The 15,528-nt window shown below is 71.7% G+C and carries 14 protein-coding genes; 8 read left to right on the forward strand and 6 right to left on the reverse strand.

What is annotated here, in order from left to right; genetic code table 11:
• Window position 1: 1 nt before the first annotated feature.
• From Q9S78_RS02750 to Q9S78_RS02770, 5 genes are all read right to left on the reverse strand, one after another.
• Window positions 2-796 carry a CbiQ family ECF transporter T component gene (locus Q9S78_RS02750; RefSeq protein ID WP_116227891.1) on the reverse strand — a complete coding sequence of 265 codons (795 nt, stop codon included), beginning with the start codon at window positions 794-796 and terminating at the stop codon, window positions 2-4.
• The gene (locus Q9S78_RS02755) at window positions 793-2,535 is read right to left on the reverse strand and encodes an ABC transporter ATP-binding protein (protein ID WP_311868754.1); all 1,743 of its coding nucleotides are present in this window, start codon (window positions 2,533-2,535) and stop codon (window positions 793-795) included. Before Q9S78_RS02755 ends, Q9S78_RS02750 begins: the two co-directional genes overlap by 4 nt.
• A gap of 1 nt (window position 2,536) precedes the next feature.
• Entirely contained in the window at window positions 2,537-3,091 is a 555-nt protein-coding gene (locus Q9S78_RS02760) for an ECF transporter S component (RefSeq protein ID WP_020097706.1), read from the reverse strand.
• 61 nt (window positions 3,092-3,152) lie between these two features.
• Window positions 3,153-4,127, reverse strand: coding sequence for a pirin family protein (locus Q9S78_RS02765; protein ID WP_116227893.1), 975 nt, complete (start codon window positions 4,125-4,127; stop codon window positions 3,153-3,155).
• Between the two features lie 3 nt (window positions 4,128-4,130).
• The gene (locus tag Q9S78_RS02770) at window positions 4,131-4,439 is read right to left on the reverse strand and encodes a GNAT family N-acetyltransferase (RefSeq protein WP_116227894.1); all 309 of its coding nucleotides are present in this window, start codon (window positions 4,437-4,439) and stop codon (window positions 4,131-4,133) included.
• 195 nt (window positions 4,440-4,634) lie between these two features.
• Between Q9S78_RS02770 and Q9S78_RS02775 the strand changes: the two genes are divergently transcribed.
• The 8 genes from Q9S78_RS02775 to Q9S78_RS02810 all read left to right on the forward strand — a co-directional run bounded on the left by Q9S78_RS02775 (window position 4,635) and on the right by Q9S78_RS02810 (window position 14,965).
• Window positions 4,635-6,896, forward strand: a complete 2,262-nt coding sequence (locus Q9S78_RS02775; RefSeq protein ID WP_018187957.1) for a carbon starvation CstA family protein — start codon at window positions 4,635-4,637, stop codon at window positions 6,894-6,896.
• Between the two features lies 1 nt (window position 6,897).
• Entirely contained in the window at window positions 6,898-7,134 is a 237-nt protein-coding gene (locus Q9S78_RS02780; RefSeq protein WP_196800634.1) for a YbdD/YjiX family protein, read from the forward strand.
• Window positions 7,135-7,157: 23 nt separating this feature from the next.
• Window positions 7,158-8,345 (forward strand): sensor histidine kinase, encoded by a 1,188-nt coding sequence (locus Q9S78_RS02785; protein WP_018187959.1) that lies wholly within the window; start codon window positions 7,158-7,160, stop codon window positions 8,343-8,345.
• Complete coding sequence (locus Q9S78_RS02790; protein ID WP_311858576.1) at window positions 8,342-9,061, forward strand: LytR/AlgR family response regulator transcription factor; 720 nt, start codon at window positions 8,342-8,344, stop codon at window positions 9,059-9,061. The genes Q9S78_RS02785 and Q9S78_RS02790 overlap by 4 nt, the downstream gene beginning before the upstream one ends.
• The gene (locus Q9S78_RS02795) at window positions 9,058-9,423 is read left to right on the forward strand and encodes a hypothetical protein (RefSeq protein WP_018187961.1); all 366 of its coding nucleotides are present in this window, start codon (window positions 9,058-9,060) and stop codon (window positions 9,421-9,423) included. Before Q9S78_RS02790 ends, Q9S78_RS02795 begins: the two co-directional genes overlap by 4 nt.
• Window positions 9,420-10,877 (forward strand): sodium/solute symporter, encoded by a 1,458-nt coding sequence (locus Q9S78_RS02800; RefSeq protein ID WP_311858579.1) that lies wholly within the window; start codon window positions 9,420-9,422, stop codon window positions 10,875-10,877. Before Q9S78_RS02795 ends, Q9S78_RS02800 begins: the two co-directional genes overlap by 4 nt.
• 306 nt (window positions 10,878-11,183) lie before the next feature.
• Window positions 11,184-12,344, forward strand: coding sequence for a glycoside hydrolase family 3 N-terminal domain-containing protein (locus Q9S78_RS02805; RefSeq protein ID WP_311859572.1), 1,161 nt, complete (start codon window positions 11,184-11,186; stop codon window positions 12,342-12,344).
• A gap of 122 nt (window positions 12,345-12,466) precedes the next feature.
• A complete protein-coding gene (locus tag Q9S78_RS02810; RefSeq protein ID WP_311858581.1) occupies window positions 12,467-14,965 on the forward strand; it encodes a DEAD/DEAH box helicase in 2,499 nt (832 codons plus the stop codon).
• On the opposite strand, the gene Q9S78_RS02815 is transcribed toward Q9S78_RS02810, so the two are convergent.
• Window positions 14,962-15,504 (reverse strand): pyridoxine/pyridoxamine 5'-phosphate oxidase, encoded by a 543-nt coding sequence (locus Q9S78_RS02815; RefSeq protein ID WP_311858582.1) that lies wholly within the window; start codon window positions 15,502-15,504, stop codon window positions 14,962-14,964. The two genes, Q9S78_RS02810 and Q9S78_RS02815, sit on opposite strands and share 4 nt — an antisense overlap.
• Between the last annotated feature and the right edge of the window lie 24 nt (window positions 15,505-15,528).

Consider the following 15,528-nt stretch of genomic DNA (forward strand, 5'->3'; position numbering starts at 1 on the left):
CTCAGAGACCCCAGGGGAACAGCGCCGCGAGCGTCGCCGCCGACACCGCCCAGAACGCCAGCACGAAGACGGTGTCGCGGCGCCGCCAGGGCAGCAGGTACCGCTCGGTGCGGTCGGGGTGGGCGCCGAAGGCGCGGGCGTCCATCGCCAGGGCCACGCGCTCCGCGTGCCGGATCGCTCCGGCCAGCAGCGGCACCACGTAGCCGGCGCCACGGGCGACGGCGGCGAACGGGCCGCGTCCGCCGTGCGCGCCCCGCACCCGATGCGCCTGGCGGATCAGTTCGAGCTCGTAGGCGAACCGCGGCACGAAGCGGATCGCCGCGAGCGCCGCGTAGCCGATGCGGTACGGCACGCGCAGCTGCTGCACGGATGCGCGGACGAGGTCCGGCCCCGTCGTCGTGAGGCCGGCGATGAGCCCCAGGGCGAGGATCGCGGCGAGCCGTGCGCCCGTCGCGAGACCCACCTCGACCGCGCCGGCGTGCAGGGTCCACGCGCCGACCCGCAGCACCGCCGGGGTGTCGTCGACGAGCGCGGCATCGACCCACAGTCCGAGCGCGAGACCCATGATCGCCGCACCGATCGGGAGGCCGACGAACAACAGGGCGGCGACGCGCCACGACATCCGTCTGCCGACGAGGAGCAGCAGATAGGCCAGCGCGAGGAACGTGAGCGGCGTGACGAGGTCACGCGCGACCACGAGCACGATCATCGCCGGAAGCGGCGCAGCCAGCTTCGCGAGCGGCGAGAGATGGGCGAGGAAGCCCGGCGATCCGGTCGCGGAGGGGTCGACCGTCATCCGCGTCCTCCGGCGAGGTCGCGGAGCGCCGTGATCCCTGCGAGCTGCGGATGCCGGGTGACGCCCCGCAGCGCCCGCTGCAGCGCGGGGCGCCGCAGCCCCGCCTCGCGGAGCAGGGCCTCGTCGGCGAAGACGTCGCGGGTCGCGGCATCCGCCCTGATCCGACCGTCGTGCACGACGACGGTGCGCTCGGCGTACTCGGCGACCAGCTGCATGTCGTGCGTCACGACGATGACCGTCGTGCCCGCCTCGTTGAGGTCGCGGAGCAGCTGCAGCAGCTCGTCGGCGCGCGCGCGGTCCTGCCCGAACGTCGGCTCGTCGAGGGCGAGCACGGGCGCGCCGGCGATGAGCGCCGTGCCGACGGAGAGGCGCCGCTTCTGGCCGCCGGAGAGCAGGAACGGGTGCACGTCGGCCTTGGCCTCGAGGCCGAACCGCGCGAGCATCCGCGTCGTGCGGGTGCGGATCTCGGCGTCTTCGAGGCCGCGGCCGCGCAGGCCGTGGGCGAGCTCGTCGAAGACGGTGTGGGCGATGAACTGGTGCTCGGGGTTCTGGAAGACGAAACCGATCCGGCGCGACAGGTCGCGGAGCGCGGTGGTCGCGGGGTCGGCGCCGTCGACCCGCACGGTGCCATGGGGCGGTGCGAGCACGCCCGCGATCGCCTGCACGAGGGTCGTCTTGCCGGCCCCGTTCGCACCGACGACGGCGACGAACTCGCCTGCCCCGATCGTCAGGTCGACGTCGTGCAGCACCGTCCGCCGCCCGCGCCGCAGCGTCAGGCCGCTCACCTCGACCGCCGGGTGTGCCGAGTGCAGGTCGGGACGGGGCTCCGGGCGCTCTTCGACCCGCCCGAGCAGCGAATCACCTGCACGGGGCACCGGAGCGTCGGCCGATTCGAGCGCCTCGTGCAGCTCGGGCGGGGTCAGGGGCAGCCGCGGCAGGTCCCAGCCCGCTCGGCGAAGGGCGAGGGCGGCCATCGTCGAGACGGGCAGCCACACGCCGAGGGCGTCGAGCTCATCGGCGCGGTCCCGCAGCACCTCGTCCACGCCGCCGTCGGCGATCGTGCGCCCGTCCGCGTCGAGCACGACGACCCGGTCGGTGAGCTCGGCGGCGGCGTCGAGGTCATGCTCCACGAGCAGAACCGACCGGCCGTCGGCGGCGACGTCGCGGAGGGCCGCGTACACATCCTCGATGCCGGCCGGGTCGAGGTTCGCGGTCGGTTCGTCGAGGACGAGCAGCTCGGACCCCATCGCCAGCGCGCACGCGATCGCGAGCCGCTGCTTGCCTCCGCCCGATAGGCGGTCGGGGTTCTCCGCGCGCCTGTCCCACAGCCCGACCCGGCGGAGTGCCTGCTCGGTGCGGGCGAGCACCTCGGCCACCGGCATCTGCAGGTTCTCGGGACCAAAGGTGACCTCGTCGAAGACGCTCCCCGTCACGAGCTGCGCGTCGGGGTCCTGGAACACCATGCCGACGTGGCGAGCGAGGGTCGCCACCGGTGTCTCGCGGGTCGACAGGCCGCGCACCGTGACGGTCCCTTCGAGCCGCGCCGGCACGGCCTGCGGGATCAGCCCGTTGGACGCGAGCGCGAGGGTCGACTTCCCCGATCCGCTCGGACCCAGCAGCAGGACGACCTCACCGGGGCGAACGTCGAACGAGACGCATGCCGGGGCCGCGGCATCCGCTCCCTCGTGCGTGATCGCGACGCCGCGCAGATGCAGCAGCGGCGCCGGGTCGTCGGGCACGTCAGCCGGTCCTGACTCCGCGGGCGACGCCCGCCCGGCGCAGGCGCTCGCCGAGGGCGAGTCCCGCGGCCGTCCAGAGGATCGGGCCGGCGAGGGCGATGACCAGGTAGGCGATCTGGGCCCACACGGCGAGCTTGCCGAGGTCGGCGGCCGCGAAGACGACGGCGGCGACGAGGACGCCGATCACGAGGGCCGCGGTGAAGAAGCGCCACGCGCCCCACGAACGGTAGCGGGTGAGGGCGGCGACGCCCTCCTGGATCGCGCCGAACAGGAGGGCGGTGCCGACGAAGCGCCAAATCCATGCCGGGTTGACGGCGCTGGCGACGAGGGCGGCGAGCACGTGGGTCGTGAGGGCGACGAGCGGCAGGCGGAACACCTGCTGGGCGATGATCCCCGGCAGCACGTGCGATCCGAGCACGAGGCCGTACGCCCACGGGGCGCCGATGAGCACGAGAGGGGTGATCGCGCCCGCCACGCCGCCCAGGAGGCCGGTGGCCACCCCGAGCGCCGCGCATACGAGCAGCACGCGCGTGGACAGCAGGGGGGTCCGGGCCACGGTTTCAAGGCTATCCGCGCAGGGTGAACCGCCGGGCCGTGCGCGGGCCGTGGAAAACCGCTCAGAGACGCCGGCGCCGTTTCGTCAACCGCACGGTCGGCAGCGGCGGCGCGGGTATCCGCTCGTCGCCGTGCGTGACGACGTGTCCGAAACGCGGCGAGTCCGCCTCCCACTCGTCACGTGCGGCGACGATCTCCTCGTGGCTGCGCCCGACGAAGTTCCACCACATGACGATGTCGCTCTCGAACGGTTCGCCGCCGAGCACGAAGACCGTGACGTCGGTCGGTGCCTCGATCTCGATGACCTCTCGTGCGAGGCCCAGGTAGAGCAGGTCGTGGTCGCCGAGCGTCACGGACTCCTCGTCTCCGGCGTGGACGAGAGGAGCCCCGTCGACCCCGACGAGGGCGTGCTCCCACGCGGGGTTCAGTGGAATCCGCACCCGGGCCCCCGCGGGGATGAAGACCTCCGCGCCGACGATCGGCGTGTACATCGTGGCGGGAGAGTGGATGCCGGCGAGCTCGCCGACCACGACGACCGCCGCTGCGCCGTCGCCCAGGTCCACGACGGGCAGGTCGGTGTGTCTCTCGAAATCGGGCCCGCCGTGGCGGCGCGACTCGGGGAGCGCGACCCAGAGCTGGAGGGCGTCGGTGACGGTGGGCTCGTCGCCCATCGAGTACTCGGAGTGGGCGATGCCCGCCCCGCTGGTCATGATGTTCAGCTGCCCGCGCTTGATGACGACGTCGGAGCCGATCGTGTCGCGGTGGCGGGTCTCGCCCGCGAAGGGCCACGTGACGGTCTGCAGCCCGATGTGCGGGTGGGGTTCGACGCGCATCGTCGTCACCTGAGGGCCGAACCGATCGAGGAAGCACCAGGCGCCGACCATCGGCAGCTCGCGCTGCGGCAGGGCGCGGTGCACCTGCATGCCGCGGACGCCGCCGAGGGGGACTTCGCGCGCGGTCAGCAGCAGTGCGCGCGGGCCGTCACAGGATGCCGGGGCGTCGACGGTCTCGGTCGGGTCGGCGTCGAGGCGGGTCATCCCTCACTCCGCGTCGGGGGAGGCGACCGTGAGGCCGGGGACGTCGTGCTCCGAGAGGTAGCCCGCGACGAACGGGCACTCGGGGACGACCGTCGCGTGCCGGTCGGCGAGGTCCGACACGGCGTCGGCGACGAGGGTCGAGCCGAGACCCTGACCCTTATAGGCCGGGTCGATCTTGGTGTGGGGCATCACGGTGCGGCCCGCGTCGTCGGTCGTGAAGAGCGTGTAACCCGCCACCGCCCCGTCGACGTGGATCTCGTAGCGGTTCTTCTCATCGTTGCGCGTGACCGTCGGTGCGGCGTCGTGTGCCACAGGGACCCCCTCTGTCGTGTGGATCAACCGTAAGCGGCGTGACTGCCTTCCCGCCAGGACTGGACAGCGCGAGGTCCGACCGCTCGTCGCGCCGACCGTGCCGCTCGTCGCAGCACCCATCGACCGTGCCCGGGGGAGCGGCATCCGTCTTCCTACCCTGACGTGTACGCAAAGACGCGCCCGAAGGAGTCGCCCATGTCTGCACCGTCGCGCCGTGGCAAGGCCGCCACGCTCGAACCCGATCCCTCCCTTCCCCCCGTCGCCCTCACCGAGGAGCAGAAGACCAAGGACGGCCGCTGGACGCCACTGAAGATCGTCGTCTGGGCGCTCATCGCCCTCGCCGGTGGTCTCGGCTGGACGATGCTCGCGATCGTCCGCGGTGAGACCGTCAACGCGATCTGGTTCGTGTTCGCCGCCGTCGCGACGTACCTGATCGGCTACCGCTTCTATTCGAAGGTCATCGAGAAGCATCTGCTGCGCCCCGACGACCGTCGGGCGACGCCCGCCGAGGTCAAGCAGGACGGCAAGGACTACGTCCCCACCGACCGTCGCGTCCTCTACGGCCACCACTTCGCCGCCATCGCCGGCGCCGGCCCGCTCGTCGGTCCCGTGCTCGCGGCGCAGATGGGCTTCCTCCCCGGCACCATCTGGATCATCGTGGGCGTCGTGCTCGCGGGCGCCGTGCAGGACTACACGGTCCTCTTCTTCTCCATGCGCCGCGGTGGCCGGACGATCGGTCAGATGGCTCGCCAGGAGCTCGGCCGCATCGGCGGCACCGCTGCGATCGTCGCGTCGCTGCTGATCATGCTGATCATCGTCGCGATCCTCGCCCTCGTCGTCGTCAACGCGCTCGGCGAGAGCCCGTGGGGCGTCTTCTCGGTGTCGATGACGATCCCGATCGCCCTGTTCATGGGCCTCTACCTGCGGTACCTCCGCCCCGGCAAGGTCACCGAGGTCTCGATCATCGGCTTCGTCCTGCTGATCGCGGCGATCGTCGCCGGCGGCTGGGTCGCCGAGACCGCGTGGGGTCAGGAGTTCCTGCACCTCGACCGCAGTGTCATCGCCTGGGGAATCATCATCTACGGCTTCATCGCCGCGGTCCTCCCCGTCTGGCTGCTGCTCGCCCCGCGCGACTACCTGTCGACGTTCATGAAGATCGGCGTCATCGTGATGCTGGCCGGAGCGATCGTCCTCGTCCGTCCCGAGATCACCGTTCCCGCCGTCACCGACTTCGCGATCGCCGGAACCGGGCCGGTGTTCGCGGGTCCTCTCTTCCCCTTCTTGTTCGTGACCATTGCGTGCGGTGCGCTCTCGGGCTTCCACGCGCTCATCGCATCGGGCACGACCCCCAAGCTCGTCGAGAAGGAGCGCCAGACGCGCTTCATCGGCTACGGCGGCATGATCATGGAGTCCTTCGTCGCGATCATGGCCCTCGTCGCCGCGATCTCGATCGACCAGGGCATCTACTACGCGATGAACGCATCGGCGGCCTCGACGATGGGCACCGTGGAGGGCGCGGTCGCCTTCGTGAACTCGCTCGGCATCACCGGGGTGAACCTCACGCCCGACATGCTGACGAGCACCGCGGCGGCGGTCGGCGAGGAGTCGATCGTCTCGCGTACCGGTGGCGCACCGACCCTCGCGCTCGGTCTCGCGCACATCATGCAGCAGGCCCTCGGCGGGCAGGCGATGATGGCCTTCTGGTACCACTTCGCCATCATGTTCGAGGCACTGTTCATCCTCACGGCGGTGGATGCCGGGACCCGCGTCGCGCGCTTCATGCTGCAGGACTCGATCGGCCACTGGGTCCCGAAGTTCCGCGACGTGTCGTGGCGTCCGGGTGTCTGGATCACGACGGCGATCATGGTCGCCGGCTGGGGAGCGATCCTCATCCTCGGGGTGACCGACCCCCTCGGCGGCATCAACACCTTCTTCCCGCTGTTCGGCATCGCCAACCAGCTGCTCGCCGCGATCGCGCTCGCCGTGGTCCTCGCGATCATCGCCAAGCGCGGTCCGTCGTACGTGCGGTGGCTCTGGATCGTCGCCCTGCCGCTCGCGTTCGCGGCGGTCGTGACGATCACCGCGTCGGCGTACAAGATCTTCTCGCCGAACCCGGCGATCGGATACTGGTCGAACCACTTCCGCTACCGCGACGCGCTCGCTCAGGGCGACACGACGCTCGGCGAGCCGGCGGTCATGGAGGCCGTCATCCGCAACACCTTCGTGCAGGGCACCCTGTCGATCGTGTTCGTGACCCTCGCGATCATCGTGATCATCGCCGCCGTGTGCGTCACGATCGCCGCGATCCGCCGCGGCGGCGGCGAGAACCACGAGGACGAGGCGGTGCCCTCGCGCCGCTTCGCTCCCGCCGGGTTCATCGGCACGGCTGCCGAGCGCGAGCTCGAGAAGCAGTGGGAGCCGATCCTCGCCGACGAGCGCACCGCGAACAGGCACTGACATGAGTACACGGACGGATGCCGCGGTCTCGCCGATGCGGGCGATGCTCGACCTCGTGCTGCGGGCGGGTCGCGGCATCCGCTGGTACGTGACGACCCTCATGGGCGACACGGCGTACGCGACGTACGTCGCGCACCACCGTCGGGTGCACCCGGATGAGGAGCCCATGACCGAGCGGCAGTTCTGGCGTCAGAAGATGGACGACCAGGACCGCAACCCGGGCGCCCGCTGCTGCTGACGCCCGCGATCTAGGCTCGTCGCATGACCGATGCCGTCGTCCTCGCCGCTCTGCTCGGCGTGGTCGGCGGCATCGTGCTGTCCGCCCTGCTGCTCCTCGCCCGCCGCTACGCCCGGGGCGCGGGAGGGCTCGGCAGCGAGGCCGAGGAGGCCACGTACCGGGCCCTCCACCAGGCGAGCCTCGCGGCGCCCTACCTGCGCGGCGGGCTCGCAACCCCCGACGTCGCGCGCGCCGCGCGGCACCTGCGGGCCGTGCTCGGCAGCCCCGCCGTCATGCTCGTGGTCGGCGACGTCGTCGTCGCCCGCGACGGACAGACCGAGGGACTGGATGCCGCGGCCCACCGCATCGCGGCGCAGGTCGCCGAGACTGGCAAGCGCCGCGTCTTCCCCCGCGCCGAGGGCGGGGACGGGCTCGAAGCCGTCGGCGCGCCGATCCGTGTGGACGGCGCCGTCGCGGGCGTGCTGGTCGCCTTCGCCGCCCCCGTGCGGGCCGCGCTCGTCCGCGCGGCGGGGGAGGTCGCCGAGTGGTGCGCCGCGCAGGCGACGCTCGGGGAGTTGGATGCCTCGCGCGCTGCACTCGCCGAAGCCGACCTGCGTGCGCTCCGGCAGCAGATCTCGCCGCACTTCATCTACAACGCGCTCACCGCGATCGCTTCGTTCATCACGACCGATCCGCCTCGCGCACGCGAGCTGGTGCTGGAGTTCGCCGACTTCACGCGGTATTCGTTCCGGCGCCAGGGGGAGTTCACGACGCTGGCGGAAGAGCTCCGCAGCATCCACTCCTATCTCGAACTCGAGCGGGCGCGCTTCGGCGACCGCCTCACCGTGACGCTGCGGATCTCGCCCGAGACGCTGTCCACCGTCATCCCGTTCCTGTCGGTGCAGCCGCTCGTCGAGAACGCCGTCCGACACGGGCTCGAGCCGGGGGAGGGCGGGGGGACGATCCTCATCGCCTCGGAGGATGCCGCGACCCACACCGAGATCACGGTCGAGGACGACGGCGCGGGCATGGACCCGGACGAGCTGCACGCGCTCCTGACGCGTGCCGGCGATGCGGCGAACGTGGGCCTGCGGAACGTCGACACCCGGCTCCGGCAGCTCTACGGAGCCGAGGGCGGACTCGTCGTCGAGACGAACACGGGCGCCGGTACCCTCGTGCGCATGCGGATCCCGAAATCGCAGCCGCACCACCTGACGCGAGGCGAGGAGTGAGCGTCGTGATCGACGTCCTGGTCGCCGACGACGAGAAGCCCGCGCTCGACGAGCTCGCCTTCCTGCTGCGCGGCGACGACCGCATCGGAGAGGTGCTCACGGCGTCGTCGGGAGCCGAGGCGCTGCGCCTGCTCACCGAGAGGCCGGTCGCGGCGGCTTTCCTCGACATCCACATGCCCGGGCTCTCGGGTCTCGACCTCGCGACCGCGCTGAGCGCGCTGGCGTCCCCGCCGGCTGTCGTCTTCGTGACCGCGGACGACGCGCACGCCGTCGAAGCGTTCGAGCTGCGCGCGCTCGACTATCTGCTGAAGCCCGTACGCCTCGAACGGCTGCGCCGCGCCGTCGACCGCATCGCGCAGAACGACCGTCCCACCGAGTCCGACGAGGTGCTGCCCGTCACCGTCGGCTCCGCCGTGCGGTTCGTGCACCGCCGCGACGTCCGCTGGGTGCGCGCCGAGGGCGACTACACCCGCCTGCACACCGACGGCGACTCCGGGCACCTCGTCCGCATCCCGATCTCGGAACTCGAGTCCCGGTGGGCGGATGCCGGTTTCGTCCGGATCCATCGCTCGTTCCTCGTGCGAGCGGCATCCGTCACCGAGGTCCGACTCGCGGGAGCGGAACCGACCGTCTGGGTCGGCGAGACCGCGCTGCCGGTGAGCCGGCGCCTGCTCCCAGCCGTCCGTGACGCCCTCGTCGGCCGGAGCGGGTCGTGAGCGCTCAGCGTGTGCGCGTCACCGCCGGGGCGGGGCGTCCGGGGGCACCGACCCGCGGCATCGCACTGCCGGGCACGCCCGTCGACGACGCCGAGGCCGCGTACGCGAGAGCGCTCCGCCGCTCGCAGCTGCGGCTGGCCGTGGGGACCGTCCTCGGGTTCGTGACCGTCGCCGCAGTCCTGCTCGCGGTGCTGGCGCTCGTTCCCGAGCTCGACGAGATCGCGCTGCTCGGCGTTCCGCTGTCGTGGTTGCTGCACGCGTTCGGGTTCTACCCCGTGATCGCCGGGTTCGCGATCCTCTACGTCCGCGGCGCCAACCGCAACGAGCGGCGCTGGCGGGCGCTCCGGGACGAGGAGGCGTGAACGCGCTGCTCGACCTCGTCGCGGTCGCGGCCGTCGTCGGCGCGACCGTCCTCATCGGCGCGTACGGCCTGCGGATCTCGCGGACCACGAGCGACTTCTTCGTGGCATCCCGCACCGTCAGGCCCGTCTGGAACGCCTCCGCGATCAGCGGGGAGTACCTCTCGGCCGGGACCTTCCTCGGCCTGTCGGGACTCGTCCTGCTGAGCGGGGCCGAGGGGTTCTGGTTCCCCATCGGGTACGCCGCCGGCTACCTGCTCGTGCTGCTGTTCGTCGCGGCGCCGCTGCGTCGGAGCGGTGCCTACACGATCCCCGACTTCATCGAGGCGCGGCTCGAGTCCCGGGCGTCCCGGAGGGTGACGAGCGCCGCGTGCCTGCTCATCGGCTGGCTGTACATCGTGCCGCAGCTCCACGGCGCCGGCATCACGCTGCAGGTCGTGGCCGACGTCCCGCCGTGGGTCGGTGCAGTGCTCGTCGCGGTCCTGGTCGCCGCGGCCGCCGCGGCCGGCGGCATGCGGGCGATCACCTACGTGCAGGCGTTCCAGTACTGGCTCAAACTCACGGCGCTGCTCGTGCCCGCCGTGCTCATCGTGTTCGCGGTCGGCGGGGGAGCGCGCGAGATCGACCCGCTCGTGGTCTTCCCCGCCGAGGCCGGGCCCTCGGGGCTCGACGCCTACGCCGCGGGATCGCTGCTGCTCGCACTGCTCCTCGGCACGATGGGCCTTCCTCACGTGCTCGTGCGGTTCTACACGAGCCCCACGGGCGGGTCGGCGCGGCAGACCACGGTGCTCGTCATCGTGATGGTCAGCGCCTTCTACGCCGTGTCGAGCGTGATCGGGCTGCTCGCGCGCGTCGTCGCGCCCGACCTCGCTCAGCCGGGCGTCGCCGACACCGTCGCGCTCGTCCTTCCCGCGCGCGTGTTCCCCGGTCTCGCGGGGGAGCTCCTCACCGCGCTCGTCGTAGCGGGCGCGTTCGCCGCGTTCCTCGCGACCTCGGCGGGCCTCACGGTGTCGCTCGCCGGTGTCGTCAGCCAGGACGTGTTCTCGGGATCGGTCCGCTCCTTCCGGCTGTCGGCCGTCCTCGTCGCCCTCGTGCCACTCGCCATCGCCCTGCTGACCCAGCCGGCAGGACTCGTGGCCTCGGTCGGCGTCGTCTTCGTATTCGCGGCATCCGCTCTGTCCCCCGTCCTGCTGCTGTCGATCTGGTGGTCGCGGCTGACGGCGCGCGGCGCGGTGGCGGGCATGGTGACCGGTGCGGTCGCGTGCGGCCTCGCGTTCGTCGTGCACGCGGCGGTCGGCGGAGTCGGCGTCGCCGCTCCGCTGCTTGCGCAGCCCGCCGCGTGGACCATCCCGCTGGCCACCGTCGTCACGGTCGTCGTCTCGCTCACCGACCGCGCCGGCGCACCCGTGCGAGCCGCCGCCTACCTCGCGAGACTGCACACGCCCGGGCGCGGCTGAGGCGCGCGTGTAGGCGAGGGCGCGTGTCGGGCGATCCGGTGCGCCTCGCCACGCGTTCGGTAGCCCCGCTGCCACGCGTTCGGTAGCCCCGCTGCCACGCGTTCGGTAGCCCCGCTGCCACGCGTTCGGTATTCAGTCTCGAGGCCGACCGGTGACGGGTGGGTGCCTGGAAATGCGGTGCGGCACGTCCTTACGAATATCCGTCGAGACTGAATACGGAACACCGAGCCCGGCGCACGACGGCCGGTGCAGGCGCAGAATGTCTGTGTGCCTCGGTCGTGGAGATGGTCCGTACTCGCCACGGTGATGGCCGCGTCGATCCTTGCAGGGTGTGCCGCCTCTCCCACGGGGTCCTCGTCGCCGTCCGTCGCACCCTCCCCCGGGACGTCGCCATCGGCGCCCTCTCCCGCCACGTCGCCCTCGGCGGTTCCATCGCCGTCCCGGACGCCGGACCCGATCGACGCGCTCTCGCTCGAGCAGCGGGTCGGCCAGCTCTTCATGGTCGGGACCCCCGCGACCACGGCGTCGCCGGCGACGCTGGCCGTCGTCCGCGACCGGCACGCCGGCGGCATCTTCCTGAGCGGACGATCGCACGCGGGGGTCTCCGGCACGGCGGAGGTGGTCGCACGGTTCACGGCACTCGACCATCCCGAGGGGGTGCCGCTCTGGGTCGCGACCGACCAGGAGGGCGGCGAGGTCCAGGTGCTGCGCGGGCCGGGGTTCGATGCGATGCCCTACGGCATCCGCCAGGCCGACCTGCCGTCCGATCAGCTGCAGGCGAGGGCCGAGGCATGGGGGCGCGAGCTCGCCGACGCGGGAGTGAACCTCGATCTCGCCCCCGTCGCCGACATCGTCACGAGCGAGGCGACCCGCTTCGACAACCCGCCGATCGGCGGGTACGGCCGCCAGTACGGCTACGACGCATCGACCGTCGCCGACAAGGCGGGCGCCTTCGCGGACGGGATGAGGGATGCCGGCATCCTCCCCACGTTCAAGCACTTCCCGGGCCTCGGCCACGTGTCCGCGAACACCGACACGACGGCCGACGTCGTCGACAGGGCGGTGACGCCGGACGGTCCGGATGTCGACCTCTACCGGCCGCTCACTGCGGCGGGTCCGTCGGCGGTGATGGTCTCGTCGGCGATCTACGACCGGATCGACGGATCCACCCCGGCGGTGTTCTCGCCGAAGGTCGTGGGACTCCTGCGGAGCGAGGTCGGCTTCGACGGTGTGGTGTTCTCGGACGACCTCTCGGGCGCGGTGGCTGTGTCGGCCTGGTCGCCCGCCGACCGCGCCGTGAGGGCGATCTCGGCCGGCGTCGACGTGGTGCTCGTCTCGGCGAAGCCGTCGGTGTTCCCCGCGATGTACGACGCGGTGCTCGCGAAGGCGAAGGCCGACCCGCAGTTCGCCGCTCAGGTCGACGCCGCCGCCGCTCGCGTGCTCGCGGCGAAGGCCGAAATGCCCTGACGCACTCGGCCCTGTGCCGAGTGCAGGGCGAGACGCCCCTGCGGAGCCGTTCGAGGGCGTCCGGGGTCGATCGGACCTGCACTGGGCACGCCGCCCCGCCGCCGGTGGGGCAGACTCGAGGGATGACCTCGACGCTCCGGGACCGCATTCCGGCGGGGTCGACCCCCGACGCCGTCTACGAGGGCTTCCTCGAATGGACGATCGAGCGTGGCATCGACCTGTATCCGGCGCAGGATGAGGCGGTCCTCGAGCTCGCGTCCGGATCGCACGTGATCCTCGCGACGCCGACCGGCACGGGCAAGTCGCTCGTCGCGGTCGCGGCACACGCGGCATCCCTCGCCCGCGGCGGCCGCACGTACTACACGGCTCCCATCAAAGCCCTCGTCAGCGAGAAGTTCTTCGCTCTCGTCGACATCTTCGGACCGGATGCCGTGGGCATGGTTACGGGCGATTCGTCGGTGAACCCCGACGCGCCGATCATCTGCTGCACCGCCGAGATCCTGGCGAACGTCGCACTGCGGCTGGGTCCCGACGCGGAGATCGACCAGGTCGTGATGGACGAGTTCCACTACTACGGCGACCCCGACCGCGGATGGGCATGGCAGGTGCCGCTGCTGCTCCTCCCGAAGGCGCAGTTCCTGCTGATGTCGGCGACCCTCGGCGACGTCACGGCCATCAAGACCGACCTCGAACGCCGCACCGGGCGAGCGGTCGCGCACATCGCGGGTGTCGAGCGCCCGGTGCCGCTCGGCTACTCCTACGCCCGGCGGCCCGTGCACGAGGTGGTGGAGGGGCTGCTCGAGAACCGCGAGACGCCGGTCTACATCGTCCACTTCTCGCAGGCCGCGGCGCTCGAGCGGGCGCAGGCGCTGTCGAGCGTGAAGCTCACGACCCGCGAGCAGCGCGACGAGATCGCCGACGCCATCGGCGGGTTCCGGTTCACGACCGGATTCGGCAAGACGCTGTCGCGGCTGGTGCGCGCCGGCATCGGCGTGCACCACGCCGGGATGCTGCCGCGGTACCGGCGGCTCGTCGAGACGCTCGCGCAGCGCGGGCTCCTCCGCGTGATCTGCGGCACCGACACCCTCGGCGTCGGCATCAACGTGCCCATCCGCACCGTGCTGATCACGGCGCTGTCGAAGTACGACGGGACGAAGATGCGCCAGCTCTCGGCGCGTGAGTTCCACCAGATCGCCGGACGCGCAGGGCGGGCGGGGTACGACACGCACGGCAGCGTCGTCGTGCTGGCCCCGGAGTGGGAGATCGAGAACGCCGTCGCTCTCGCGAAGGCCGGGGACGATGCCGCCAAGCGCAAGAAGATCGTCCGCAAGAAGGCGCCGACCGGCGTCGTGAACTGGGGCGAGGGCTCGTTCGAGCGTCTGGTCGCGGCGGAGCCCGAACCGCTGTCGCCGCAGCTGAAGCTGACCTCGGCGATGCTGATCAACGTCATCGGACGTGGCGGCGGCGTGTTCGCGAACGTCCGCTCCCTCGTCTTCGACAACCACGAACCGCGCGCCCGGCAGTACGAGCTGGCCCGCCGGGCGATCGCGCTGTTCCGCACCCTCACGGCGGCGGACATCGTGGTGGCCGATGCCGACGGCATCCGTCTCACCGTCGACCTGCAGCCGAACTTCGCGCTCAACCAGCCGCTGTCGCCGTTCGCGCTCGCCGCGATCGACCTGCTGTCCCCGGACGACAGCGAGACGGGGACGGGTCACTACGCGCTCGACGTGGTGAGCGTGATCGAGTCGACGCTCGACGATCCGCGCGCGATCCTGTCGCAGCAGGAGTACAAGGCGCGCGGCGAGGCGGTCGGCGCGATGAAGCGCGACGGCATCGAGTACGACGAGCGCATGGAGCTGCTCGAGTCGGTGACGTGGCCGAAGCCGCTCGCGGAGTTGCTGGCGCAGGCGTACGAGACGTTCGCGTCGAGTCAGCCGTGGGTGCGGGACTTCGAGCTGTCGCCGAAGTCGGTCGTCCGCGACATGTTCGAGCGGGCGATGTCGTTCGGCGAGTTCGTGTCGTTCTACCAACTGGGGCGGAGCGAGGGCCTGGTGCTGCGGTACCTGTCCGACGCGTACCGGGCGATCCGGCAGACGGTGCCCGCCGAGGCGCGCACCGACGAGTTGCTCGATCTCATCGAGTGGCTTGGTGAGTTGGTGCGTCAGGTCGACTCGAGTCTCGTCGACGAGTGGAACGCGCTGATCAACCCGGCCGCCGATCCCGAGGCGCCGGTGGTCCCGCCCGCGCCGCCGTCGGTGATCGCCAATCGGCGTGCGTTCGTTGTGCTGGTGCGCAACCAGATGTTCCGACGGGTGCAGCTCGCGGCGCTGCAGAACGACGATGCACTGGTCGAGTTGGATCCGGATGCCGGTTGGCCGGAGGTCCTCGATCGGTACTTCGACGACCACGACGAGATCCTGACGGGAGGGGCCGCGCGCAGCCCGTCGCTGTGCGTGTTCGACGAGTCGGATGCCGCGAACGGCATATGGCGTGTCGAGCAGATCATCGATGACCCCGCCGGAGACCACGATTGGCGGATCCGGGCGGAGGTCGACCTCGAGGCATCCGTCGAGGAGGGCGCTGCGGTCGTCCGGGTGACCGAGGTCGTGAGGCTCTAGACCTCGCGGGTCCAGTCGTCGCCGTCGCGGGTGAAGACGATGCGGGCGTGGCGGCGGTCGGGCGAGCCCTGCCAGAACTCGATGCGCTCGGGGACGAGACGCCAGAGCGCCCATTCGCCGGGTTCGAGGAGTGCGCCGGCGGGGCTGCCGGCGATGTCGGCCGCGCTCTCGGCTGGTGCGGCCTCGTGCACGGTTCCGCGCACGCGCACCGCGCGCATGACCGGTTGCCACCAGAAGTTCAGTGCGGCGGCGGGGTTGTCGGCGAGCTGGCGCCCCTTCGCGGAGGAGCGCGGGCCGGCGAACTCCCACCCGTCGGCGCTGACGCCCTTGAGGATGAGGGTCCGTGCGTCCGGGCGGCCAGCGGCATCCGCCGTCGCGAGGGTCGCGGCACGCACTTCGGGGATGCCGGCGTCGGCGGCGGCGCGGATCCAGCGGTCGAAGAGGTCGTGAGGGTCGGCCGGGAGGTCGGACAGATCGAGGGGCGGTGGTGTTCCGATGAGGGACGGTTGGTCGCGAAGCCAGCGCGTGAGCTCGTTCATGTCTTCATCCTGCTCCCTCGCGGG

The sequence above is a fragment of the Microbacterium aquilitoris genome (assembly GCF_031932285.1).
Lineage (GTDB): Bacteria > Actinomycetota > Actinomycetes > Actinomycetales > Microbacteriaceae > Microbacterium > Microbacterium aquilitoris.

Coding starts and splice junctions, on each gene's coding strand:
- Q9S78_RS02810 (WP_311858581.1), top strand. CDS start 12,467: ATGACCTCGACGCTCCGGGACCGCATTCCGGCGGGGTCGACCCCCGAC.
- Q9S78_RS02815 (WP_311858582.1), bottom strand. CDS start 15,504: ATGAACGAGCTCACGCGCTGGCTTCGCGACCAACCGTCCCTCATCGGA.
- Q9S78_RS02780 (WP_196800634.1), top strand. CDS start 6,898: ATGAGTACACGGACGGATGCCGCGGTCTCGCCGATGCGGGCGATGCTC.
- Q9S78_RS02765 (WP_116227893.1), bottom strand. CDS start 4,127: ATGACCCGCCTCGACGCCGACCCGACCGAGACCGTCGACGCCCCGGCA.
- Q9S78_RS02805 (WP_311859572.1), top strand. CDS start 11,184: ATGGCCGCGTCGATCCTTGCAGGGTGTGCCGCCTCTCCCACGGGGTCC.
- Q9S78_RS02750 (WP_116227891.1), bottom strand. CDS start 796: ATGACGGTCGACCCCTCCGCGACCGGATCGCCGGGCTTCCTCGCCCAT.
- Q9S78_RS02775 (WP_018187957.1), top strand. CDS start 4,635: ATGTCTGCACCGTCGCGCCGTGGCAAGGCCGCCACGCTCGAACCCGAT.
- Q9S78_RS02785 (WP_018187959.1), top strand. CDS start 7,158: ATGACCGATGCCGTCGTCCTCGCCGCTCTGCTCGGCGTGGTCGGCGGC.